This window comes from Pseudomonas sp. WOUb67, assembly GCF_050058005.1.
Classification (GTDB): Bacteria; Pseudomonadota; Gammaproteobacteria; order Pseudomonadales; family Pseudomonadaceae; genus Aquipseudomonas; species Aquipseudomonas putida_R.
The window spans coordinates 5,759,191-5,783,955 of the sequence record NZ_CP170112.1 but is presented as its reverse complement, the minus strand read 5'-3'; the positions used below and the strand labels follow the sequence as shown (position 1 = coordinate 5,783,955).

At 63.8% G+C, this 24,765-nt stretch carries 18 protein-coding genes; 12 read left to right on the top strand and 6 right to left on the bottom strand.

Features of this window, described 5'->3' with window-relative positions; all coding sequences use genetic code 11:
- Positions 1–3: 3 nt before the first annotated feature.
- Complete coding sequence (locus ABOC32_RS25525; RefSeq protein WP_234229189.1) at positions 4–1,791, bottom strand: N-acetylglutaminylglutamine amidotransferase; 1,788 nt, start codon at positions 1,789–1,791, stop codon at positions 4–6.
- Positions 1,792–2,206: 415 nt separating this feature from the next.
- Positions 2,207–4,171 (bottom strand): bifunctional tRNA (5-methylaminomethyl-2-thiouridine)(34)-methyltransferase MnmD/FAD-dependent 5-carboxymethylaminomethyl-2-thiouridine(34) oxidoreductase MnmC, encoded by a 1,965-nt coding sequence (gene mnmC / locus ABOC32_RS25520; protein ID WP_426809346.1) that lies wholly within the window; start codon positions 4,169–4,171, stop codon positions 2,207–2,209.
- Positions 4,172–4,386: 215 nt separating this feature from the next.
- Between mnmC and pap the strand changes: the two genes are divergently transcribed.
- The 3 genes from pap to ABOC32_RS25505 all read left to right on the top strand — a co-directional run bounded on the left by pap (position 4,387) and on the right by ABOC32_RS25505 (position 8,409).
- Positions 4,387–5,880: a polyphosphate:AMP phosphotransferase gene (gene pap / locus ABOC32_RS25515; RefSeq protein WP_049276395.1), complete on the top strand. Its 1,494-nt coding sequence runs from the start codon at positions 4,387–4,389 to the stop codon at positions 5,878–5,880.
- 260 nt (positions 5,881–6,140) lie between these two features.
- Entirely contained in the window at positions 6,141–7,091 is a 951-nt protein-coding gene (locus ABOC32_RS25510; protein WP_426809345.1) for an IS110 family transposase, read from the top strand.
- Between the two features lie 355 nt (positions 7,092–7,446).
- Positions 7,447–8,409 (top strand): DMT family transporter, encoded by a 963-nt coding sequence (locus tag ABOC32_RS25505; protein WP_426809344.1) that lies wholly within the window; start codon positions 7,447–7,449, stop codon positions 8,407–8,409.
- Between the two features lie 123 nt (positions 8,410–8,532).
- Here the strand turns inward: ABOC32_RS25505 and ABOC32_RS25500 are convergent, their stop codons facing one another.
- A complete protein-coding gene (locus tag ABOC32_RS25500; RefSeq protein WP_063422994.1) occupies positions 8,533–9,927 on the bottom strand; it encodes a class II fumarate hydratase in 1,395 nt (464 codons plus the stop codon).
- A 154-nt stretch (positions 9,928–10,081) separates the two neighbouring features.
- Here ABOC32_RS25500 and ABOC32_RS25495 point away from each other — a divergent pair, with 154 nt between their 5' ends.
- From ABOC32_RS25495 to ABOC32_RS25465, 7 genes are all read left to right on the top strand, one after another.
- Positions 10,082–10,606, top strand: a complete 525-nt coding sequence (locus tag ABOC32_RS25495; protein ID WP_016485344.1) for a DUF2059 domain-containing protein — start codon at positions 10,082–10,084, stop codon at positions 10,604–10,606.
- Positions 10,607–10,616: 10 nt separating this feature from the next.
- Positions 10,617–10,913 (top strand): BolA family protein, encoded by a 297-nt coding sequence (locus tag ABOC32_RS25490; protein WP_426809343.1) that lies wholly within the window; start codon positions 10,617–10,619, stop codon positions 10,911–10,913.
- Between the two features lie 220 nt (positions 10,914–11,133).
- On the top strand, positions 11,134–12,066 hold the full coding sequence (locus ABOC32_RS25485) for a rhodanese-related sulfurtransferase (RefSeq protein ID WP_426809342.1): 933 nt from the start codon (positions 11,134–11,136) through the stop codon (positions 12,064–12,066).
- A 3-nt stretch (positions 12,067–12,069) separates the two neighbouring features.
- Entirely contained in the window at positions 12,070–12,702 is a 633-nt protein-coding gene (locus ABOC32_RS25480) for a DsbA family protein (protein WP_426809341.1), read from the top strand.
- Complete coding sequence (locus ABOC32_RS25475) at positions 12,695–14,527, top strand: ABC transporter ATP-binding protein (protein WP_426809340.1); 1,833 nt, start codon at positions 12,695–12,697, stop codon at positions 14,525–14,527. Before ABOC32_RS25480 ends, ABOC32_RS25475 begins: the two co-directional genes overlap by 8 nt.
- 237 nt (positions 14,528–14,764) lie before the next feature.
- Positions 14,765–17,221, top strand: a complete 2,457-nt coding sequence (locus ABOC32_RS25470; protein ID WP_426809339.1) for an EAL domain-containing protein — start codon at positions 14,765–14,767, stop codon at positions 17,219–17,221.
- Positions 17,222–17,251: 30 nt separating this feature from the next.
- Positions 17,252–18,037 carry a TenA family transcriptional regulator gene (locus ABOC32_RS25465; RefSeq protein WP_426809338.1) on the top strand — a complete coding sequence of 262 codons (786 nt, stop codon included), beginning with the start codon at positions 17,252–17,254 and terminating at the stop codon, positions 18,035–18,037.
- A gap of 119 nt (positions 18,038–18,156) precedes the next feature.
- On the opposite strand, the gene ABOC32_RS25460 is transcribed toward ABOC32_RS25465, so the two are convergent.
- The 3 genes from ABOC32_RS25460 to ubiG form a co-directional block, all read right to left on the bottom strand.
- Entirely contained in the window at positions 18,157–18,897 is a 741-nt protein-coding gene (locus tag ABOC32_RS25460) for a YciK family oxidoreductase (protein WP_012271032.1), read from the bottom strand.
- Between the two features lie 155 nt (positions 18,898–19,052).
- Positions 19,053–19,724, bottom strand: coding sequence for an N-acetylmuramic acid 6-phosphate phosphatase MupP (gene mupP / locus ABOC32_RS25455; RefSeq protein WP_426809337.1), 672 nt, complete (start codon positions 19,722–19,724; stop codon positions 19,053–19,055).
- A 2-nt stretch (positions 19,725–19,726) separates the two neighbouring features.
- Positions 19,727–20,425: a bifunctional 2-polyprenyl-6-hydroxyphenol methylase/3-demethylubiquinol 3-O-methyltransferase UbiG gene (gene ubiG / locus ABOC32_RS25450; RefSeq protein ID WP_016501016.1), complete on the bottom strand. Its 699-nt coding sequence runs from the start codon at positions 20,423–20,425 to the stop codon at positions 19,727–19,729.
- Between the two features lie 110 nt (positions 20,426–20,535).
- Between ubiG and mtnA the strand changes: the two genes are divergently transcribed.
- Both mtnA and gyrA read left to right on the top strand, forming a co-directional pair.
- On the top strand, positions 20,536–21,612 hold the full coding sequence (gene mtnA, locus ABOC32_RS25445) for an S-methyl-5-thioribose-1-phosphate isomerase (RefSeq protein ID WP_426809336.1): 1,077 nt from the start codon (positions 20,536–20,538) through the stop codon (positions 21,610–21,612).
- Between the two features lie 364 nt (positions 21,613–21,976).
- A complete protein-coding gene (gene gyrA / locus ABOC32_RS25440) occupies positions 21,977–24,742 on the top strand; it encodes a DNA gyrase subunit A (RefSeq protein WP_426809335.1) in 2,766 nt (921 codons plus the stop codon).
- Positions 24,743–24,765 lie beyond the last annotated feature (23 nt).

Below are 24,765 nucleotides of genomic sequence, written 5' to 3'. Positions count from 1 at the left end.
CGGTCAGATTCCTTGTTCGCTCAACCACAGGTTCAGCGCCGCCAGCTGCCACAGCTTGGAGCCGCGTAGCGGGGTGAGCTGGCCGTGCGGGTTGCTCAGCAGGCGGTCGAGCATGGCCGGGTTGAACAGCCCACGGTCCTGGCTGGGGTCGGTCAGCAGGTCACGCACCCAGCCCAGGGTGGCGCCTTCCAGGTGCTTCAGGCCCGGCACCGGGAAGTAGCCCTTCTTGCGGTCGATCACCTCATGCGGGATTACCCGCCGTGCCGCCTGCTTGAGTACCTGCTTGCCGCCATCGGGCAGCTTGAAGCGCGCCGGAATACGCGCCGACAGCTCCACCAGGCGGTAGTCCAGGAACGGTGTGCGCGCCTCCAGGCCCCAGGCCATGGTCATGTTGTCCACGCGTTTGACCGGGTCGTCCACCAGCATCACCGTGCTGTCCAGGCGCAGGGCCTTGTCCACTGCGTCACGGGCCCCTGGGCGGGCGAAGTGCTCGCGCACGAAATCGCCGGCCGCGTCGGTTTCCAGCAGCCAGGGTGCCTGCACGGTGTCGCGGTACTCGGCGTGGCTGCGGTCGAAGAACGCGTCGCGGTAAGCCGCAAAGGCATCTTCGGCGCCGTCCACTTGCGGGTACCAGTGATAACCGGCGAACAGCTCGTCGGCGCCCTGGCCGCTTTGCACGCCCTTGCAGTGCTTGGCCACTTCCCGGGACAGCAGGTAGAAGGCGATGCAGTCGTGGCTGACCATCGGCTCGCTCATGGCGCGGAATGCCGCTGGCAACTGGTCGATGATCTCGTGTTCGGCGATGCGCAGCTGGTGGTGGCGGGTGCCGTAGTGCTTGGCGATCAGGTCTGAATACTGGAATTCGTCGCCACGTTCGCCACCGGCGTCCTCGAAACCGATGGAGAACGTCGACAGGTCGTCCACGCCCGCTTCGCGCAGCAGGCCGACCAGCAGGCTGGAGTCGACACCACCGGACAGCAGCACGCCGACGTCGACGGCGGCCCGTTGGCGGATGGCCACGGCGTCGCGGGTGGCGTCGAGCACGCGGGTGGTCCAGCCTTCCAGGTCCAGCTCACGCTCGTCCGGGTTGGCACCGTATTTCAGCTGCCACCAGGTCTGGCGTTCGACTTCGCCATGGCGGTCGACGCGCATCCAGGTGCCGGGTTCCAGCTTCTGCACGTTGGCCAGCAGGGTGCGTGGCGCCGGCACCACGGCGTGGAAGTTCAGGTAATGGTTGAGCGCCACCGGGTCGAGCATCGGGTCGATGTCGCCGCCCTTGAGCAGCGCTGGCAGGGTCGAGGCAAAACGCAGGCGCTCGCCGTTGCGCGACAGGTACAGGGGTTTTACGCCCAGGCGGTCGCGGGCCAGGAACAGGCGCTGGTTGTCGCGCTCCCAGATGGCCAGGGCGAACATGCCGTTGAGCTTGGGCAGCAACGCCGCGCCCCAGGCGTGGTAGCCCTTGAGCAGCACCTCGGTGTCGCCGTCGGACCAGAAGCTGTAGCCCAGGTCCTGAAGCTCCTGGCGCAGTTCGGGGAAGTTGTAGATGGCACCGTTGAACGCCAGCGACAGGCCCAAGGTGTTGTCGACCATCGGCTGCGCCGAGCCGTCGGACAAGTCCATGATTTTCAGGCGCCGGTGGCCGAGGGCGATCGGGCCTTGGCTATGGAAGCCCCACGCATCCGGGCCGCGAGGCGCCAGGTGATGGGTGATGCGCTCTACCGCAGCCAGGTCGGCTGGGCGAGGGGCTTGGTCGATGGGGGTGAAACGCAACTCTCCTGCTAATCCGCACATAAGTCCTTACCGGTTTTTCCGTTGGGGAGGTGATGCCCAGGATTAGGGCACCTTAAGGAACTGACCGGTGTGCTTTGTGAGAGTTTTAGAACGATTTGTTATATGAAGTTGGGTTGCTGGGTGTTCGTCTTGGATATTGTGGTGTTGCGCAGATCGAGCGCCGCCCGCGCGGCGCATCGCGAGCTGCGCTCGCTCCTACGTTTGTTTCGGGCCAATTATTCCTGTGGGATTTGTGCGCGAACGCCTTGGCGCAGGGCTCGATATCGTGTCGTACAAACAAGGCGGTCGCGCGCGCCTGCCACAGGCGTTACTGGCCCGAAACAAACGTAGGAGCGAGCGCAGCTCGCGATGCGCCGCGCGGGCGGCGCTCGAACTCACAGGCGCAGCAAATCCAACGGCCAGCACCCCGATGCAATCACTTCCCCCGAATCAACCGCCGCAACGCAAACCGGTTCGGATGACAAGCCTCCGCCACCGCCCGGGGCAACGGCAACGGTTCCCCACACACCCAAGCCGCTACCAGCTCGCCACTCAGCGGCGCCGTGATCAACCCGCGCGACCCATGCCCGCTGTTCACATACAACCCCTCCAGCCATGGGCAGGCCACATCCGGCACCTGCCGTGCATCCCGGCCCAGCACCGCATAGGCCTCGGCAAACAATTGCGCATCAGCCACCGGCCCTACGATTGGCAGGTAATCCGGGCTGGTGCAACGGAACGCTGCACGCCCCTGCAACTGCTCAGGGGCCAACGCGGCTGTGCCCAACCGCTGGGCCAGATCGACGGAGATCTCATCCAGCAACGCCAGGTTGCCCTGGTGCTCGGCAACCGTCGGCGCCAGGTCTTCGTTGTGGAAATCAAAGCTCGCGCCCAGGGTATGTTCATCCCCGCGCGGGGGCGCCACATAGCCCTCTGCGCACACCACGGTGCGCAGCGCCCGGCTGCCGGCGGTGGCCGGCAAGCGGGTGATCTGCCCGCGGATGCGCTTGAGCGGCAGCTGTGCGCAAGGCTCGAAGCGCCGCACCTCGGCGGCACCGGCTAAAACAACCACCGGCGCGCTAGCCAGCAGGCGCTCGTCGGCCCAGGCTTGCCATTGTTCATCGACCTTGCGCAGCTCGATAACCTCCTGATGTGTCAGCAGGCGAATCCCCGGGTGCTGCAACTGCTGCTGGCACAGCGCAGGCGGGTGCACCCAGCCACCTTCGGGGTAAAACAACCCGCCGGCGGGCAATGCCACCCCGGCGATGGCTTCGGCCTCGGCGCGCTCCAGTGCGTGCAGCAAATCGTGGTCGAAGGCGGCGGCCAGTTTGCCCTGGCGTTCGGCTTCCTTGCTGTCGAAGGCCAGTTGCAGCACGCCGCAGGCATCCCAGTCATGGCCACGCTGCAAGCGCTCAAGCTGGCGTCGCGTGTAGCCGAACCCGGACAGAATCATCTGTGAAAGTGCGGTGCCATGGGCGGACAGCTTGAGGTACAGCACCCCCTGCGGGTTGCCCGACGCTTCCTGGGCCGGGGCTTCGTGGCGCTCCAGCACGGTGACCTGCCAGCCACGCCGGGCCAGGCTGGCAGCGGTGGTGCTGCCGGCCAGCCCGGCACCGATCACCAGCGCCTCGCGCGGCCCCTGTGCAGCGGCGGGGCGTGCGTACCAAGGGGCGCCGGGGCCGGGCAGTGGGCCGACGTAGGCGCCGCTCATCACCTCCCACTTCTTGCCGATGCCTGGCACCTTCTTCATGGCGAAACCGGCGTCGACCAGGCTGCGGCGTACCCAGCCGGTGGTGGTAAAGGTGCCCAGCACAGTGCCCGGGTGCGATAGCCGCGCCAGCTGCGCGAACAGCTCCGGGGTCCACATGTCAGGGTTCTTGGCGGGGGCGAAGCCATCGAGGAACCATACATCGATCTGCGCATCGAGCTGTGGCAGCTGCTCGAGCACGTCGCCGATCAGCAGGGTCAGGGTGACCCGGCCATTGCCGAAGGTGAATTGCTGAAAGCCCGGGTGCACCGCCACATATTGCGCCAGCAGGGGCTCGGTGTAGGCGGCAAGTTCAGGCCACAGGCGCACGGCGCGGGCCATGTCATCGTGGCCGAGGGGGTATTTCTCGATACTGACGAAGTGCAGGCGCGCGTCGCTGTGTGCGTGCTCTTCAAACAATTGCCAGGCGCAGAAAAAATTCATCCCGGTGCCAAAACCGGTTTCGCCGATCACCATGCAGCTGTGCGGCGTCAGGCTGGCAAAGCGCTCGGCCAGGCGGGTCTGGCCGAGGAACACGTGTTTGGTTTCTTCGATGCCTTCGTTGACCGCGAAATAGACGTCGTCATATTGCCGCGAATGGGGGCGGCCCTGGTCGTCCCAGTCGATCTGGGCGTGCTGGAGGAGGGTGGACATGGTTGGCTCGGTTGCAGCGGATGGCGGGATTTTATGCCATCTGAAAGGTTTGCGCAGGCTGTGCCGGCCTCTTCGCGGGTAAACCCGCTCCCACAGGTATTTCACCACTTTCAAACGTTGCCCAGTGCCTGTGGGAGCGGGTTTACCCGCGAAGAGGCCGGCACAGACGCCCCATAAATCCGCTAGTCTTGCTTATCCATTGAAGGAGCCAATGCATGTTCGAATCCGCCGAAATCGGCCACAGCATCGACAAGGAGGCTTACGACGCCGAGGTACCCGCTTTACGCGAGGCCCTGCTCGAAGCCCAGTACGAACTCAAGCAGCAGGCGCGCTTCCCGGTGATCGTGCTGATCAACGGTATTGAAGGCGCCGGCAAGGGCGAGACGGTAAAACTGCTCAACGAGTGGATGGACCCGCGCATGATCGATGTGCTCACCTTCGATCAGCAGACCGACGAGGAGCTGGCCCGGCCGCCCGCCTGGCGCTACTGGCGGGCCTTGCCACCCAAGGGGCGGATGGGCGTGTTCTTTGGCAACTGGTACAGCCAGATGCTGCAGGGGCGGGTGCACGGGGTGTTCAAGGATGCCGTGCTCGATCAGGCGATCATGGGCGCCGAGCGCCTGGAACAGATGCTGTGCGATGAAGGTGCGCTGATCATCAAGTTCTGGTTCCACCTGTCCAAGAAGCAGATGAAGGCACGGCTGAAATCGCTCAAGGACGACCCGCTGCACAGCTGGAAGATCAGCCCGCTGGACTGGCAGCAGTCGCAAACCTACGACCGCTTCGTGCGCTTTGGCGAGCGCGTGCTGCGCCGCACCAGCCGCGACTACGCGCCGTGGCATATCGTTGAAGGGGTAGACCCGAATTACCGCAGCCTGGCGGTGGGGCGCATTCTGCTGGAAAGCCTGCAAGCCGCGCTGGCCAATAACCCCAAGGGCAAGCACCAGGGCAACGTGGCCCCGCTGGGCCGCAGCATCGACCAGCGCAGCCTGCTTGGCGCCCTGGACATGACCTTGCGCCTGGACAAGGCCGACTACCAGGAGCAACTGGTCACCGAACAGGCCCGCCTGGCCGGCCTGCTGCGCGACAAACGCATGCGCCGGCACGCCCTGGTGGCCGTGTTCGAAGGCAACGATGCTGCCGGCAAGGGCAGTGCCATCCGCCGCGTGGCGGCGGCGCTGGACCCGCGCCAGTACCGCATCGTGCCGATTGCCGCACCCACAGAGGAAGAGCGCGCGCAGCCTTACCTGTGGCGGTTCTGGCGGCATATTCCGGCGCGCAGCAAGTTCACCATCTTCGACCGCTCCTGGTATGGCCGGGTGCTGGTGGAACGGGTGGAAGGGTTTTGCAGCCCGGCGGACTGGATGCGTGCCTACAGCGAAATCAACGACTTTGAAGAGCAGTTGGTAAACGCCGGCGTGGTGGTGGTGAAGTTCTGGCTGGCGATCGACCAGCAGACCCAGCTGGAGCGTTTTCAGGAGCGTGAGCAGATCCCGTTCAAGCGCTACAAGATCACCGAGGACGACTGGCGCAACCGCGACAAGTGGGACGACTATGCCCAGGCGGTGGGCGACATGGTCGACCGCACCAGCAGCGAAATTGCGCCCTGGACGCTGGTGGAGGCCAACGACAAGCGCTGGGCGCGGGTGAAGGTGCTGCGCACCATCAACCAGGCGCTTGAGGCGGCGTTTGCCAAGGACAAGAAATAGCCCAGGCGCTTGATTGCCTGTACCGGCCTCTTCGCGGGTAAACCCGCTTGTGTCTTGAGGTGGGATTAGAATCTGGAGTGAGAGCGGTGAATGGCCAGCTGAATGCCGCAGGTGCCATGAGCACGAGTGGGAGCACAAGCTGCCATTCACCGTTCCACTTTGGCGAGAGCCCGAACAGTTGGATGCGGCTCTGATCTCGAATCACAAGCGTGGGCCAAGCCAAAGTCCTCTCACTGTGTTGAGTTTAGGAGGTTTTGGTGATGGCTTCCTTCTTGGGTATCGATGTTTCCAAACTTTCTCTGGATGGCTGGGTGAGTCCGCAGGGCGTCAAAATTGCTGTGACCAATGACCCGGCTGGATTTGAGGCGCTGGAAAGGATCGTGCGCAAGTTCAGTATCAAGCGCGTCTTGCTAGAAGCTACAGGTGGCTACGAGCGTGATGTTCTGCGCTTTCTGCAGGACGCTGGCTACAAGGTCATACGCGTCAATCCCTTGCGAGCCAGGAAATTCGCTGACTCGATGGGCGTCAAAGCCAAGACCGATGCTCTCGACGCTGAAGTGCTGGCCCACTTCGCCGAGGTCATTCCGGACCAGCCTACCCTGCGAATCAGCCCCGACAGGGCGCTGTTACGAGAGCTGCTGCAGCAACGTGATCGCCTGGTTCAGCAGCGAGACGATGACCGGCGGCGCCTGAAACAAGCCCAGTCACTTGTCGTGGCTAATTTCCTGAAAGCCAACCTCGAGTATTTCCGGTCGCAGATCAGGTTGGTGGAGCAAGAGATCAAACAGCAGGCCGTAAAACTGAACGATGAGCGAATTACTCAGCTGACTCGGGTCAAGGGCATTGGGATGGTGACAGCGGGCAAGCTTGTAACGTTGCTGCCAGAGCTAGGCCGCGTGGAATCCAGGGAAATAGCGTCCCTGGTCGGTGTTGCGCCGTTTAACCACGACAGCGGAAAGTCGGTCGGCAAGCGTTCAATCTCAGGAGGCCGGTTTGAGATCAGGCGGACGCTGTATATGGCCGTCCTTGTGGCTGTGAAGTACAACCCAGCGCTCAAGGCTCGGTATGAGGCGCTTCGCGATCGGGGCAAAGTAGCCAAAGTCGCTCTCGTGGCATGCATGAGGACCTTTATCGTACGGCTCAATGCGATGCTAAAAACGGGTACGCCATGGCGAGATTTGATCCTGCCTCAGCCGGCAGATGCAACGTAGATCAAGAAGGCAGCGTGATTGGTGTGGGAGCGGGCTTGCCCGCGAAGCAGGCGACGCGTTGGATGGCACGGGCTTCGCCCGTGTTCGCGGGCAAGCCCGCTCCCACAGTGATCGCGCAATCTTTTAGATTTTGATCAAGACAGTTGCTCCCACAAGGACCCCACAAGATTCAGAACCTGTGGCAATCCTGTGGGAGCGGGTTCACCCGCGAAGCGGCCAGATCAGGCTGCACACCTGCCAAGCCATGCCACAGAAGAATGACCTGATGAATTCTTTTCTCGGCACTCTTCCCCGTCACCGCCCTCCAAGCCCGTAGAATTCAGTCACCCCCACCACGGGCCTGATCGAGGATTTTATGCACACCACTTCTGGCCGCTGGAGCTATGGCCTGTTCCTGGCACTTCTGACCGCATTGCTGTGGGGCATCTTGCCAATCAAGCTCAAGCAGGTACTGCAAGTGGTCGACCCGATCACCGTCACCTGGTACCGCCTGCTGGTTTCCGGTGGCCTGCTGTTTGCCTGGCTGGCCGCCAAGCGGCAGTTGCCCTCGTTCACCCGGCTGGCGCCCAAGGGCAAGGGCCTGGTCGTGGTGGCCGTGCTCGGCCTGATGGGCAACTACGTGCTGTACCTGATCGGCCTCAACCTGCTTAGCCCGGGCACCGCGCAACTGGTAGTGCAGGTGGGCCCCGTGCTGTTGCTGGTGGCCAGCGTGTTCGTTTTCCGCGAGCGCTTCAGCCTGGGGCAGGGCGTGGGCCTGCTGATTCTGCTAGCGGGTTTTGGCCTGTTCTTCAACCAGCGCCTCGAAGAACTGCTGACCTCACTGGGCACCTACACCACCGGCGTGCTGACCATTCTGCTGGCCACCAGCATCTGGGTGTTCTACGCCCTCAGTCAGAAGCAACTGCTGACCGTGTGGCATTCACAGCAGGTGATGATGGTGATCTACCTCAGTTGTGCCGCGCTGCTCACGCCTTGGGTACACCCGCTGGAGGCGTTGCAACTGACCCCGGTGCAGGGCTGGCTGCTGCTGGCCTGCTGCCTGAACACCCTGGTGGCTTATGGCGCGTTTGCCGAGGCGCTGGCGCACTGGGAGGCATCGCGGGTGAGCGCCACCCTGGCGCTGACACCGCTGGTGACCTTCGTTGCGGTGGCACTGGCGGCGCTGGTCTGGCCGGAGTATGTGCACGCCGAGGACATCAATGCCCTGGGTTATGTGGGGGCGGTGACTGTGGTGTTCGGCTCGGCGCTGGTGGCGCTGGGGCCATCGCTGGTGGCCAGTTGGCGTGCCCGCAAAGCGCGGTTGGCCCAGGTTCACTGATCGCCTGTTCTGGCCTCTTCGCGGGTAAACCCGCTCCCACAGTGATCGCACAACATTCAGCCTTGTGGTGATCCTGTGGGAGCGGGTTTACCCGCGAAGAGGCCAGAACAGGCTGTAGATGACTTAGCCCTTGCCACCCGGTGCCAGCATGTTCTCTGGCCGCACCCACTGGTCGAACTGCTCATTGGTCAGGTACTTCAATTCCAGCGCCGCCTCGCGCAAGGTCTTGCCCTCGCTGTAAGCCTTCTTGGCAATTTCCGCTGCCTTGTCATAGCCAATGTGCGGGTTCAACGCCGTCACCAGCATCAAGCCCCGCTCCAGGTGCGCGGCCATTTGCTCGGCATCGGGCTCGATGCCCGCCACGCAGTGCAGCTGGAAGTTGCGGCAGCCATCGGCCAGCAGTTCGATCGACTGCAACAGGTTGTGGATGATCACCGGCTTGAACACGTTCAGCTGCAGATGCCCCTGGCTGGCGGCAAAGCCGATGGCGGCGTCGTTGCCCAGCACCTGGCAAGCCAGCATCGACAGCGCCTCGCACTGGGTCGGGTTGACCTTGCCGGGCATGATCGAGCTGCCCGGTTCGTTGGCCGGCAGGCGTACTTCGGCAAAGCCTGCGCGTGGGCCGGAACCCAGCAGGCGCAAGTCGTTGGCGATTTTCATCAGCGCCACGGCCAGGGTTTTCAGGGCGCCCGCCAGGCTGGTCAGCGGTTCGTGGCCGGCCAGGGCCGCGAACTTGTTCGGCGCGGTGACGAACGGCAGGCCGGACTCCGCCGCCAGCTCGGCGGCGATGGCTTCGGCAAAACCATGCGGGGCATTGAGCCCGGTGCCCACAGCGGTGCCGCCCTGGGCCAGCTCGCACACCGCCGGCAAGGTGGCGCGGATGGCGCGCTGGGCATAGTCGAGCTGGGCGACAAAGGCGGACACTTCCTGACCGAAAGTGATCGGCGTGGCGTCCATCATGTGCGTGCGGCCGGTCTTCACCAGCTTGTGGTGGCGCGCCGACAGCTCCGCCAACCCCGACGACAGCTCGGCGATTGCCGGCAGCAACTGCTCGTGCACCGCCTGCGCCGCAGCGATGTGCATGGCTGTGGGGAAGCAGTCGTTGGAGCTCTGCGAGCGGTTGACGTGGTCGTTGGGGTGTACTGGCGCCTTGCCGCCGCGGCCTTTGCCGGCCAGTTCGTTGGCGCGCCCGGCGATCACTTCGTTGACGTTCATGTTGCTTTGCGTGCCGCTGCCGGTCTGCCAGACGACCAACGGGAACTGGTCGTCGTGCTGGCCGTCCAGCACTTCGTCGGCGGCTTGTTCGATCAGCCGGGCGATGTCGGCGGGCAGGTCGCCGTTGCGGTCGTTGACGCGTGCCGCGGCTTTCTTGATCAGCGCCAGGGCGTGCAGCACCGCGAGGGGCATGCGTTCCTTGCCAATGGCGAAGTTGATCAGCGAACGCTGGGTTTGCGCACCCCAGTAGGCGCCATCAGGAACTTCGACCGGGCCCAGGCTGTCTGTCTCGATACGGCTCATTCTGTACTCACTCCTGTGTAGTTCGAAATCGCAGTTTAGGCCCTGATTCGACCGAGCGGTTCCGTCGCTCGTCGTGCCACTTGAGCACATCGCCACCACGGCGCAGAATGCTCTACTCTGAGGTACCCGCCTCCCTCTCCTTGAAGGAAATGCAATGACCCGTCTCCGTGTCCTTTGTGCCGCCGTTGCCCTGGCTTGCGCCAGCGGCCAGGTGCTCGCTGCCACCGCCAGCCACAACGCTGCTGCCGAGAAATTCCTGACCCTGGCCAACGCCGACAAGCTGGGCACCCCGGTGTACATGCAGGTCCAACAGATGTTCGCCCAGCGTTTTGCCCAGACCAAGGCCCCGGCCGCCAAGCAGCCGGTGCTGGAAAGCTACCAGGCCAAGGCCAACGCGGCGCTGGACAACGCCATCGGCTGGAACAAGCTGAAGCCGAAGATGGTCGACCTGTACACCCAGACCTTCACCGAGCAAGAGCTGAAAGACCTGGTCAAGTTCTACGAATCGCCGCTGGGCAAGAAAGTGCTGCGTGAAATGCCCAAGGTTACCCAGCAGTCGGCCCAGCTGACCCAGCAGAGCCTGGAGCCAGCAGTACCGGTGGTGAACAAGCTGCTGGAAGACATGACCAAGGAACTGGACCCTAACGCTGGCAAGGCCGCCGTCCCTGCCAAGAAGTGAGCACGCCGCGATGACCATGCAACAGCGCATTGAACAACAGCTGGGCGCCCTGGCGCCGCAGCACCTGCAAGTGCTCGACGAAAGCCACATGCACAGTCGTGGTCAGGAGACCCACTACAAGGCAGTGATCGTCAGCGAGCAGTTTGCCGGGTTGAACAGCGTCAAGCGCCACCAGAAGGTGTACGCGACCATGGGTGAGCTGATGGGTCAGATCCATGCCCTGGCCATTCATACCTACACCTCCGAAGAGTGGGCCAAGGTCGGCGTTGCCCCGGCCTCGCCGGTGTGCGCTGGCGGCGGGCACTGAAACCTTTCTGTTGTTCTGGTAGAATCCGTACCATCCAAGGGGGCCGCTGTGCGGCCCATTCGCGGCACAAGGCCGCTCCTACAGGGATCGCACGGCCCGTCGGGTTGTGTATTTTCCTGTAGGAGCGGCCTTGTGCCGCGAATGGGGCGCAAAGCGCCCCCTGCTTTTTGTCAAACCCGGTCCGCCCCTTACGAGGGCAACCACCTGGAGAACCCGCTTCATGTCACAACCTATCGTCGTCGCGGCGCTGTACAAGTTCGTCACCCTGCAAGACTACGTCGAACTGCGCGAGCCGCTGCTCAAGGCCATGCTCGACAACGACGTCAAAGGCACCCTGCTGCTGGCCCACGAAGGCATCAACGGCACCGTGTCGGCCACCCGCGAAGGCATCGACGGCCTGCTGGCCTGGCTGCGCAACGACCCGCGCCTGGTCGACATCGACCATAAAGAGTCGTACTGCGACGAGCAGCCGTTCTACCGCACCAAGGTCAAGCTCAAGAAAGAGATCGTCACCCTCGGCGTGCCGGGCGTGGACCCGAACCAGGCGGTCGGCACTTACGTCGAGCCCAAGGACTGGAACGCGCTGATCAGCGACCCGGAAGTGCTGCTGATCGACACCCGCAACGACTACGAAGTGGCCATCGGCACCTTCAAGGGCGCGATGGACCCGAAGACCGAAACCTTCCGCGAGTTCCCGGAGTACATCAAGGCCAACTTCGACCCCAGCAAGCACAAGAAAGTGGCCATGTTCTGCACCGGCGGCATTCGTTGCGAAAAAGCCTCCAGCTACATGCTCGGTGAAGGCTTCGAGGCGGTCTATCATCTTAAGGGTGGCGTGCTGAAGTACTTCGAGGAAGTGCCTCAGGAAGAAAGCCTGTGGGACGGCGACTGCTTTGTCTTCGACAACCGCGTCACGGTGCGCCATGACCTGAGCGAAGGCGAGTACGACCAGTGCCACGCCTGCCGCCACCCGATCAATGCAGAGGAGCGCGCGTCCGAGCATTATTCGCCAGGTGTCAGCTGCCCGCATTGCTGGGACACCCTGAGCGAGAAGACCCGGCGCAGTGCCATCGACCGGCAGAAGCAGATCGAGCTGGCCAAGGCCCGCAACCTGCCGCACCCGATCGGTTACAACTACAAAGCCGAGGCCTGATGCATGTCTGCACGCCTGATCTATGTGATGGACCCGATGTGCTCCTGGTGCTGGGGTTTCGCGCCGGTAGCCGCCGCCCTGATCGCCCAGGCGCGTGAGGCGGGCGTTGCCACCCGCGTGGTGCCGGGCGGGCTGCGCACCGGCGGCAGCGCCCTGGACAGCTCCACCCGCAAGTACATCCTCGAACACTGGCAGGCGGTGGCCGACGCCACCGGCCAGCCGTTTCGTTTCGAGGGGGCCATGCCTGACGGCTTCGTCTATGACACCGAACCGGCCTGCCGCGCCCTGGTCACGGCCCGCGAGCTGGACGCCGAGCGCGTCTGGCCGCTGCTGGCGCTGATCCAGCGTTCGTTCTACGAGCAGGGCGTGGACGTGACCACGGCGCCGCAGTTGGTCGAGCTGGCCTCGCAGTGCGGCTTCGACCGCGCCGTGTTTGCCGAAACCTTCGCCCGCGCCGACACCCGCGCCGCCACCGCAGCCGATTTCAGCTGGGCGCAGGACCTGGGCATTGCCGGCTTTCCGACCCTGCTGGCCGAGCGCAATGGCCAGTTGGCCCTGCTGACCAACGGCTACCAGCCGCTGGATCGCCTGCAACCCTTGCTCGGCCGCTGGCTGCAGCAGGCCGCCTGTGCTTGATGTGCCGGGGTCACCCGACCCGGTGCCGGGCAAGCCTCACACTGCGGGCGATCGACTGAGCTGGGCGGAAATCCGCCGCCTGGCCCTGCATCACAAGAAAAACCTCTGGTCTGCCAACCTCATCGCCGTGCTGGCGGCTTGCTGCAGTGTGCCCATTCCGTTGCTGTTGCCCCTGCTGGTGGACGAGGTACTGCTGGGCCATGGCGATGCTGCGCTGAAGTGGATGAACCACCTGCTGCCGTCCAGCTGGCAGGTGGCAGCCGGCTACATCGGGCTGATGCTGGCGCTCACCCTGTGCCTGCGTGTGGCTGCCCTGGGGTTCAACGTGGTCCAGGCCAAGCTGTTTGCCGGTTTGGCCAAGGATATCGTCTACCGCCTGCGCATCCGCCTGATCGAGCGGCTCAAGCGTATTTCGCTGAAGGAATACGAAAGCCTGGGCAGTGGCACGGTCACCACCCACCTGGTCACCGACCTGGACACCCTCGACAAATTCGTGGGCGAAACCCTCAGCCGCTTTTTGGTGGCCATGCTGACCCTGACCGGCACAGCGGCGATCCTGATCTGGATGCACTGGCAGCTGGCCTTGCTGATCTTGCTGTTCAACCCGCTGGTGATCTACTTCACCGTGCAGTTGGGCAAGCGCGTCAAACACCTGAAAAAGCTCGAGAACGACAGCACCGCGCGCTTTACCCAGGCGCTGACCGAAACCCTCGATGCCATCCAGGAAATCCGTGCCAGCAACCGCCAGGGCTACTTCCTCGGCCGTTTGGGCCTGCGCGCCCGCGAAGTGCGTGACTACGCCGTGGATTCGCAGTGGAAGAGCGATGCCAGTGGCCGTGCCAGTGGCCTGTTGTTCCAGTTCGGTATCGACATCTTCCGCGCCGCAGCCATGCTGACCGTGCTGTTCTCCGACCTGTCGATCGGCCAGATGCTGGCGGTGTTCAGCTACCTGTGGTTCATGATCGGCCCGGTGGAGCAGCTGCTCAACCTGCAATATGCCTACTACGCCGCCGGCGGCGCGCTGAGCCGCCTCAACGAACTGCTGGCGCGTGATGACGAACCGCAGTACCCGGCCGCCAGCGACCCGTTCGCCGGCCGCGAGACGGTGGGCATCGAAGTGCGCGACTTGCGCTTTGCCTATGCCGACGAGCCGGTGCTGGAAAACCTCGACCTGTCTATCGCCCCGGGCGAGAAGGTGGCGATTGTCGGCGCCAGTGGCGGCGGCAAGAGCACCTTGGTGCAACTGCTGTTGGGCCTTTATAGCGCCCAGGCCGGGACCATCCGCTTCGGCGGTGCCAGCCTGCAGGAAATCGGCCTGGAAACCCTGCGCGAAAACGTCGCGGTGGTGTTGCAGCACCCGTCGCTGTTCAATGACACCGTACGCGCCAACCTCACCATGGGCCGCGACAGCAGCGACGAGGCCTGCTGGCAGGCGCTGCGCATCGCCCAGCTGGACGCCACCATCGCCGCCTTGCCGCAAGGCCTGGACAGCGTAGTGGGGCGCTCCGGTGTGCGCTTGTCTGGCGGGCAGCGGCAGCGCCTGGCCATTGCCCGCATGGTGCTGGCCGAGCCCAAGGTGGTCATCCTCGACGAAGCCACCTCGGCGCTGGACGCCGCCACCGAGTACAACCTGCACCAGGCCCTGGCGCGCTTCCTCAGCGGCCGCACCACGCTGATCATCGCCCACCGGCTGTCGGCGGTGAAGCAGGCCGACCGGGTGCTGGTGTTCGATGGCGGGCATGTGGCCGAAGATGGCGACCACCAGCAGCTGATCGCCGAGGGTGGTTTGTACGCCAAGCTTTATGGGCACCTGCAGCAAAGCTGATCCTTGCGCTGGCTGTACTGGCCTCTTCGCGGGTAAACCCGCTCCCACAGGTACTGCACAGGTTTCTGGCCGTGTGAAGTCCCTGTGGGAGCGGGTTTACCCGCGAAGAGGCCAGCACAGGCTATACATATCCCGCGATTCCCTGTCATAAAAAACCCCGTCACGTTGATGGCAGATGGCCTACGCTGTGCTTGTCTGGGTCGATTTGCGCCTTATCTGCTCTGTGACAGGGACTCCATGAAGGGACATCGCACACTCGAAGCGCCGAAGTTGCTCGGCATCACCTGGCCCTTCATCGCCGTTGTGGTCTTTCAGGTGGCGCTGGGCAGCCTCAGCCTTTATACGCTCTCGGCCGTGCGCGCCTATGTTGCGGGCGAAAGCCTGTGGTCGAAGGCGCAAAAAGACGCGATCTACTACCTCAACCTGTACGCTGACACCCGTGACGAGAGCACCTACCAGCGCTATCGCCAGGCCATTACCGTGCCCCAGGGCGACCACCAGTTGCGCGAGGTACTCGACCAGCCCATCCCCGACCTGGAAGCTGCGCGCCAGGCCGTCCTGCAAGGCGGCAACCACCCCGACGATGTCGAGCGGATCATCTGGTTCTACCGTAACTTCCGCAACGTCAGCTACATGCAGACAGCCATCGACTACTGGGACATCGGCGACGACTACCTGGCCAAGCTGGATGTGCTGGCCGGCGAGATGCGCCAGAGCTTTGCCAGCGGTTCGGTCGAGCCCCAGGCCGTCAATGCCTGGAAGGCCCGCATCGTCACCATCAACGAAGGGGTCACACCTGCTGCCAAAGCGTTCAGCGATGCCTTGGGCGAAGGCTCGCGCATGTTGCTGCGGGTGCTGCTGATCACCAACCTGCTGACAGCGATGTTCCTCATTACCATTGCCTGGCGCCGCTCCAGCAAGCTGCTGGCCCAGCGTCAGGCCTTCGCCACCGCCCTGCAGGCAGAAAAAGAGCGGGCGCAGACCACCTTGCAGGCCATTGGCGATGCGGTGATTACTGCCGACGTGGATGGCTGCATCGGCTACATGAACCCGGCCGCCGAGCAACTGACCCATTGGCAGTCTGGCCAGGCCCAGGGCCTGCCGCTGTCGGCACTGTTCAGCCTGGTGGACGAGCAGGCCGAGGAAGATGGCCGCAGCCTGGTCGAGCAGGTGCTGAGCGGCAGCCTCAAGGGCGGCGCCGAGCATGCCCGGCTGATCCAGCGGCTGGACGGCAGCACCGTGTCGATCAACCTGGTGGGCTCGCCGATCGTCAGTGACGGCCAGCTCAGTGGCATCGTGCTGGTGCTGCATGACATGACCCAGGAGCGCCAGTACATCGCCAACCTGTCCTGGCAGGCCACCCATGACGCCCTGACCGGCCTGGCCAACCGGCGGGAGTTCGAATACCGCCTGGAGCAGGCACTGAACGGCCTTGCGCGCCAGGCTGGGCGGCATTCGCTGATGTTCCTGGACCTCGACCAGTTCAAACTGGTGAACGACACTTGCGGCCATGCTGCGGGCGACGAATTGCTGCGGCACATCTGCGCCGTGCTGCAATCCGGCCTGCGCGAAGGTGACACGCTGGCCCGGCTGGGCGGCGACGAGTTTGGCGTGCTGCTGGAAAGCTGCCCGCCAGACCAGGCCGAACGCATTGCCGAGCAGCTGCGCCAGATGGTGCAAAGCCTGCACTTCGTGTGGAAGGGGCGGCCGTTCGTCACCACGGTCAGTATCGGCCTGGTGCACATGGCCCAAACCCCCGGCACCCTGGAGACCTCGTTACGCGCCGCCGACATGGCCTGCTACATGGCCAAGGAGAAGGGGCGCAACCGCGTGCAGGTGTACCACGCCGACGACAGCGAGCTGTCCATGCGGTTTGGCGAAATGGCCTGGATCCAGCGCTTGCATGTGGCCCTGGAAGAAAACCGCTTCTGCCTGTACGCACAGGAAATCGCCCCGCTGAAAACCTTCGAAGGCCCAGGCCACATCGAAATCCTGTTGCGCCTGTACGACGAAAGTGGCCGCACCATCCTGCCCAGCAGCTTTATCCCTGCGGCCGAGCGCTACGGGCTGATGACTGCGCTGGACCGCTGGGTGGTGCGCAATGTGTTCCAGGTGGTGCGCCAATGCCTGGACGAAGGCCGTGAAGGGCCGCTGTCGATCTGCGCGATCAACCTGTCGGGTTCGAGCATCGGCGATGACAAGTTCCTCGATTACCTGCAGCGGTTGTTTGTCGAGTACGCCATTCCGCCGCGGATGATCTGTTTCGAAATTACCGAAACCAGCGCGATTGCCAACCTGGGCAGTGCCATTCGCTTCATCAACGAGTTGAAGGGGCTGGGGTGCCGCTTCTCGCTCGATGACTTCTGCGCCGGCATGTCGTCGTTCGCCTACCTCAAGCATTTGCCCGTGGATTACCTGAAGATCGACGGCAGCTTCGTCAAGGACATGCTTGACGACCCGGTCAACCGGGCCATGGTCGAGGTCATCAACCACATCGGCCATGTCATGGGCAAACGCACCATCGCCGAGTTCGTCGAAACACCCTTGATCGAGCAGGCCCTGCAGGAAATCGGCGTGGATTACGCCCAGGGTTACCTGATCGAACGCCCCCAGGTGTTCACCTGTGACAGTCTGCAGCGCCAACGGATCGCCGCCCGGCCTCTGTTGCAGCGGGCGCCTGGCACGTTTCGCTAGCGAGAAATCACAAGGATCAAGGAGCTGAAAGTGATTGATGCATTCGTTCGTATCGGGCCTTTGATGGACCCCGCCAGCTATCCCCAATGGGCCCAGCAACTGATTGAAGACTGCCGCGAGAGCAAGCGCCGGGTGGTGGAACATGAGTTCTACGCGCGCCTGCGCGACGGCCAGCTCAAGCAGTCGACCATTCGTCAGTACCTGATCGGTGGCTGGCCGGTGGTGGAGCAGTTCTCGCTGTACATGGCCCATAACCTGACCAAGACCCGCTACGGCCGCCATCAGGGCGAAGACATGGCGCGGCGCTGGCTGATGCGCAATATCCGGGTTGAGCTCAACCATGCCGACTATTGGGTGAACTGGTGCCAGGCCCATGGTGTGCACCTGCATGAGCTACAGGCCCAGGAAGTGCCCCCCGAGCTGAACGGCCTGAACGACTGGTGCTGGCGCGTGTGTGCCACCGAGAACCTGGCCATTTCCATGGCGGCGACCAACTACGCCATCGAAGGGGCGACCGGGGAATGGTCGGCGGTGGTGTGCTCGACCGATACCTATGCGCAGGGCTTCCCGGAAGACCAGCGCAAGCGGGCGATGAAATGGCTGAAGATGCATGCCCAGTATGACGATGCACACCCGTGGGAGGCGCTGGAAATCATCTGCACGCTGGCCGGCGAGAACCCGAGCCTGGGGTTGCGTACCGAGTTGCGCAGGGCGATTTGCAAGAGTTACGACTGCATGTTCCTGTTCCTGGAGCGGTGCATGCAGCTGGAAGGGCGCCAGCAGGGGCGCCTGCGTCCAGCGTTGGCGGCGGGCTGATCTGCTCTTCTGTACCGGCCTCTTCGCGGGTGAACCCGCTCCCACAGAGATAGCACAATGCCTGAGGGCGGTGATGTACCTGTGGGAGCGGGTTTACCCGCGAAGAGGCCAGTGCAGGTTTATTGGGCGTTGAGCGCCTGCCCGTTCACTGCTTTGCTGTCCGGCCCCATCAGGTACAGGTACACCGGCATGATCTCTTCAGGCAGCGGGTTGTTCTGCGGGTTTTCGCTGGGGTAGGCCTGGGCCCGCATCGCCGTGCGCGTGGCGCCCGGGTTGATGCTGTTGGAGCGCACGGGTGCCACGCCTTCCAGTTCGTCGGCCAGGGTCTGCATCAGGCCCTCGGTGGCGAACTTCGACACGCCATAGGCGCCCCAGTAGGCCCGGCCCTTGCGCCCGACGCTGCTGCTGGTGAACACCACCGAGGCGTCTTCCGACAGCTTCAGCAGTGGCAGCAGGGTGCTGGTGAGCATGAAGGTGGCATCGACGTTGATGTGCATCACGCGCATGAAGTTGTCGCCCGACAACTGCTCCAGCGGCGTGCGCGGGCCAATGATCGAGGCATTGTTCAGCAGGCCGTCCAGGCGGCCGAACTGGTCTTCGATCATCACGGCCAGCTCGTCGTACTGGTGGGGCAGGGCGGTTTCCAGGTTGAACGGGATGACCACCGGTTGCGGGTGACCGGCGGCTTCGATCTGGTCGTAGACCTCGTTCAGGTTGGCTTCGGTCTTGCCCAGCAGCAGCACGGTGGCGCCCAGCGCCGCGTAGGCCTTGGCAGCAGCGGCACCGATGCCGCGGCCGGCGCCGGTAACCAGGATGACCCGGCCTTGCAGCAGGTCGGGACGGGCGGTGTAGTCGAACATGGTTCTGTCCTTCGAGTTCGTGAGGGCGACTCCGTCCCCCTGTGGGAGCGGGTTCACCCGCGAATGCGTACGGTCAGGCACCGATGCTGTGTGGGCTGGCGCATTCGCGGGTAAACCCGCTCCCACAGTGACGGTGCCCGGGCATCAGGCGGTGTTCAGCAGCCGCACAGCGCGCTGTCGATCACTTTGCGCAGCTCCAGCGGGTGGTCCACCACCACGTCGGCACCCCAGTTGTTGGGGTTGTCCTCTGGATGAATATAGCCGTAGCGCACAGCTGCCGTGCGGGTGCCGGCGTCGCGGCCGGACTCGATGTCGCGCAGGTCGTCGCCGACGAACAGCACCGTGGCAGGGTCCAGGCCCAGCGTCGTGCAGGCCAGGGTCAGCGGCTCGGGGTCAGGCTTGCTGTTTTTCACGTGGTCCGGGCAGATCAGCAGTGCCGAGCGCTCGGCCAGGCCCAGCTGCTGCATGATCGGCTCGGCGAAGCGCAGCGGCTTGTTGGTGACCACGCCCCACAGCAGGTTGCCTTTCTCGATGTCGGCCAGCAGCTCGGCCATGCCGTCGAACAGCTTGCTGTGCACCGCGCAGTCGCGCTGGTAGCGCTCCAGAAACTCCAGGCGCAGGGCCTCGAAGCCTTCGGCTTCCGGGTCCATGGCAAAGGTAGTGGCAACCATGGCGCGGGCGCCGCCAGAGATCACGCCACGGATCAGGTCGTCGTCGATGGCCGGCAGGCCGCGCTCGGCGAGCATGGCCTGGCAGATGGCGATGAAGTCCGGCGCCGTGTCGAGCAAGGTGCCGTCCATGTCGAAAAGTACTGCTCGCAAACGCATGCTCATTCCTCGCGCAGGGTCTGGATCATGTAGTTGACGTCGACGTCGCTGTTGAGCTTGTAGTGCTTGGTCAGCGGGTTGTAGGTGAGGCCGATGATGTCCTTCACCTGCAGGCCGGCATCGCGGCTCCAGGCGCCCAGCTCGGACGGGCGGATGAACTTCTTGAAGTCATGGGTGCCGCGCGGCAGCATCTTCAGGATGTACTCGGCGCCGACAATGGCCAGCAGGTAGGCCTTGGGGTTGCGGTTGATGGTGGAGAAGAACACCTGGCCGCCTGGCTTGACCATGCGGTAGCAGGCGCGAATGACCGAGGACGGGTCGGGCACGTGTTCGAGCATTTCCAGGCAAGTGACCACGTCGAACTGCTCAGGCATCTCTTCGGCCAGGGCTTCGGCGGTGATCTGCCGGTATTCCACCTGCACGCCGGATTCCAGCTGGTGCAGTTGGGCCACGGCCAGGGGGGCTTCGCCCATGTCGATACCGGTCACCGTGGCGCCACGCAGGGCCATGGCTTCGCTGAGGATGCCGCCGCCGCAGCCTACGTCCAGCACTTTCTTGCCGGCCAGGTTGGCGCGCTCGTCGATCCAGTTGACGCGCAGCGGGTTGATTTCGTGCAGCGGCTTGAACTCGCTTTCGCGGTCCCACCAGCGGTGGGCCAGCGCTTCGAACTTGGCGATTTCGGCGCGGTCGACGTTGCTCATTGAACAGTCCTCTGAAACTTCGCAAAATTGCGCCGGAGTATACCCGAGCGCTCGGCCCCCAGGGTCGCTATAATCGCCGGCTTTTGACATGCGAACGACGGGGAGAGGCGATGCGCGAGCGACTTTTGGCGGCGGAGAAGGTGACCGGGATCCGCTGGCAGGGCGGCATCTTGCACCTGCTCGACCAGCGCCTGCTGCCGTCGGAAGAACGCTGGCTGGCCTGCGACAATGTCGCGCAGGTGGCGGCGGCAATCCGCGACATGGCAGTGCGCGGCGCCTCGGCCATCGGCATTGCCGCCGCCTACGGCCTGGTGCTGGCCCTGGAAGAGCGGCTGGCAGAGGGTGGCGACTGGGAAATGGACCTGGAAGAGGACTTTCTCACTCTGGCCGAAGCGCGCCCCACGGCGGCCAACCTGTTCTGGGCGCTGAACCGCATGCGTGAGCGCCTGCTGCGCCTGCGCCCGGATGAAGACGTGCTGGCAGCGCTGGAGGCGGAAGCGGTGGCCATCCACGAAAGCGACCGTGAAGCCAACCTGACCATGGCCCAGCAAGGCATCGAGCTGATTCGCCGTCACCAGGGCAATGCCCAGACCCTGCTTACCTACGGCAATGCCGGTGCCCTGGCCAGTGGCGGTTTCGGTACCGCGCTGGGGGTGATTCGCGCCGGCTACCTGGAGGGCATGGTCGAGCGGGTGTATGCCGGCGAGACCCGCCCGTGGCTGCAAGGCTCGCGCCTGACGGCCTGGGAGCTGGCCAACGAAGGCATCCCGGTGACCCTGTGCGCCGACTCGGCGCTGGCGCACCTGATGAAGACCAAGGGCATCACCTGGGTGGTGGTGGGCGCGGACTGCATCGCTGCCAACGGCGACGTGGCCAGCAAGATCGGCACCTACCAGCTGGCGGTCAGCGCCATGCACCACGGCGTGCGCTTCATGGTGGTGGCACCGAGCACCAGCATCGACCTGAACCTGGCCACCGGCGAGGATATCCCGCTGGAAGAGCGTGACGCCGACGAGTGGCTGGACTTTGGCGGTGCCCCGGCGGTAGCGGATGTCGAGGTGTTCAACCCGGTGTTCGATGTGACCCCGGCCGACCTGATCGACGTGATCGTGACCGAGCGTGGCATCGTCGAGCGCCCGGATGCTGCCAAGCTGGCTCAGTTGGTCTGCCGCAAGCGCCTGCACTGATTATGTGCTGCCTGTGCCCGCCTCTTCGCGGGTAAACCCGCTCCCACAGGGATATCACAGGCCCTAAGGGTAGTGATAGCCCTGTGGGAGCGGGTTTACCCGCGAAGAGGCCAGCACAGGCAATAAAAATCAAGATTCAAACCCGTCTGAGACCACCTGCCACATCTCCCCACCGCCCCCGCCTTTGTGATAACATCCGGCAGTTTCCAAGACCGCCCATCACGGCGGCCTTCATTGCGCAGATCCATGGCACAACTCATTGATTTGTCGTAAGTCGTCGCACGCTTATACGCTGCGGCGGCGAGCTTCGTTCGGCCCTTGATGGAGCTGCGAAGTTTCACCAGAAAAAGGAATCAGGCTTCTCATGGGCGAACTGGCCAAAGAAATCCTCCCGGTCAATATCGAAGACGAACTGAGACAGTCTTACCTCGACTACGCGATGAGCGTGATTGTCGGGCGAGCGCTGCCCGATGCGCGTGACGGCTTGAAGCCCGTGCATCGTCGCGTTCTCTATGCGATGAGCGAACTGGGCAACGACTGGAACAAGCCGTACAAGAAATCCGCCCGTGTGGTCGGTGACGTGATCGGTAAGTACCACCCGCACGGCGACACTGCGGTCTACGACACCATCGTGCGTATGGCCCAGCCGTTCTCGCTGCGCTACCTGCTGGTCGACGGCCAGGGCAACTTCGGTTCGGTGGACGGCGACAACGCTGCGGCCATGCGATACACCGAAGTGCGCATGACCAAGCTGGCGCACGAGCTGCTGGCCGACCTGCACAAGGAAACCGTCGACTGGGTGCCCAACTACGACGGCACCGAGCAGATCCCGGCGGTCATGCCGACCCGTATTCCCAACCTGCTGGTCAACGGTTCCAGCGGTATCGCCGTGGGCATGGCGACCAACATCCCGCCACACAACCTCGGTGAAGTCATCGACGGCTGCCTGGCGCTGATCGACAACCCGGAAGTCACCATCGATGAACTGATGCAGTTCATCCCTGGGCCAGACTTCCCGACTGCCGGCATCATCAACGGTCGCCAAGGCATCATCGAGGCCTATCGCACCGGCCGTGGCCGCATCTACATGCGCGCCCGCTCCGAAATCGAAGACATCGACAAGGTTGGCGGCCGTCAGCAGATCGTCGTCACCGAGCTGCCGTACCAGCTGAACAAGGCGCGCCTGATCGAAAAGATCGCCGAGCTGGTTAAAGAGAAGAAGATCGAAGGCATCACCGAGCTGCGCGACGAGTCCGACAAGGACGGCATGCGCATCGTCATCGAGCTGCGTCGCGGCGAGGTGCCGGAGGTGGTGCTCAACAACCTCTACCAGCAAACCCAGCTGCAGAGCGTGTTTGGCATCAACGTGGTCGCCCTGATCGACGGTCGTCCGCGCCTGCTCAACCTCAAGGACCTGCTCGAAGCGTTCGTCCGTCACCGCCGTGAAGTGGTGACCCGCCGTACCGTATTCGAGCTGCGCAAGGCCCGTGAGCGTGGCCACATCCTTGAAGGCCAGGCGGTTGCGCTGTCCAACATCGACCCGGTCATCGCCCTGATCAAGGCTTCGCCGACCCCGTCCGAGGCCAAGGAAGCCCTGGTTTCCACGCCGTGGGAATCCAGTGCCGTGCAGGTCATGGTCGAGCGCGCCGGCGCCGATTCCTGCCGCCCTGAGGACCTGCCTGAGCAGTACGGCCTGCATGACGGCAAGTACTTCCTGTCGCCGGAACAGGCCCAGGCCATTCTCGACCTGCGCCTGCACCGCCTGACCGGCCTGGAGCACGAGAAGCTGCTGGCCGAGTACCAGGAAATCCTCGAGCAGATCGGCGAGCTGATCCGCATCCTCAGCAGCGCCGAGCGCCTGATGGAAGTGATCCGCGAAGAGCTGGAAGCCATCCGTGCCGAATACGGCGATGTGCGCCGCACCGAAATCCTCAATGCAAGCCACGACCTCAACTACGGCGACATGATCCCGGAAGAAGAGCGCGTGGTTACCATCTCTCACGGTGGTTATGCCAAGACCCAGCCATTGTCCGCTTACCAGGCCCAGCGCCGTGGCGGCAAAGGCAAGTCGGCGACCGGCGTGAAGGACGAGGACTACATCGAGCACCTGTTGGTCGCCAACAGCCATGCCACCCTGTTGCTGTTCTCCAGCAAGGGCAAGGTGTACTGGAAGAAGACCTACGAAATCCCTGAAGCGTCCCGCGCTGCCCGTGGTCGCCCGCTGGTCAACCTGCTGCCGCTGGAGGAGGGTGAGCGCATCACCGCCATGCTGCAGATCGACCTCGAAGCGCTGCAGCAGAACGCCGACCTCGACGAAGAGCTGGAAGACGCTGATGACACCGTGCTCGAGGGTGAGCTGGTAGAGGCCGAGGAAGTCGACGAAGAAGACGGCGACACCGCAGAATGGGTGGCAGAGCCGACTGGCGCCTACATCTTCATGGCCACTGCCTCCGGTACCGTCAAGAAGACCCCGCTGGTGCAGTTCGCCCGTCCGCGCTCCAACGGCCTGATCGCCTTGAAGCTGAAGGAAGGCGACACCCTGATTGCGGCGGCCATCACCGACGGCGCCAAAGAAGTCATGATGTTCTCCGACGCTGGTAAGGTCATTCGCTTCGCCGAAAGCGTCGTGCGTGAAATGGGCCGTACGGCCCGTGGTGTGCGCGGCATGAAACTGGGCAAAGGCCAGCAGATCATTTCGATGCTGATCCCGGAGTCCGGTTCGCAGATCCTTACCGCCTCCGAGCGTGGCTTCGGCAAGCGTACCCCGCTGTCCAAGTTCCCGCGTCGCGGCCGTGGTGGCCAGGGCGTTATCGCCATGGGTACCAAAGGGCGCAATGGCCTGCTGATCGGTGCTATCCAGGTGCAGGAAGGCGAGGAGATCATGCTGATTTCCGACCAGGGCACGCTGGTGCGCACCCGGGTTGGCGAGGTGTCCAGCCTGAGCCGAAACACCCAGGGCGTTACGCTGATCAAGCTGGCGGCTGACGAGACACTGGTTGGCCTGGAGCGTATCCAGGAGCCGTCCGAGGACGAACTCGATGATGTGATCGAGCCGGACGAGGAGGGCGCCGAGGCTGAAGCGCCAGACAATGAAGAAGCTGCGGGTGCCGAAGAGGCCCCGCAGGAGTAAGCAAGCGTAGACCCGAACGGGGC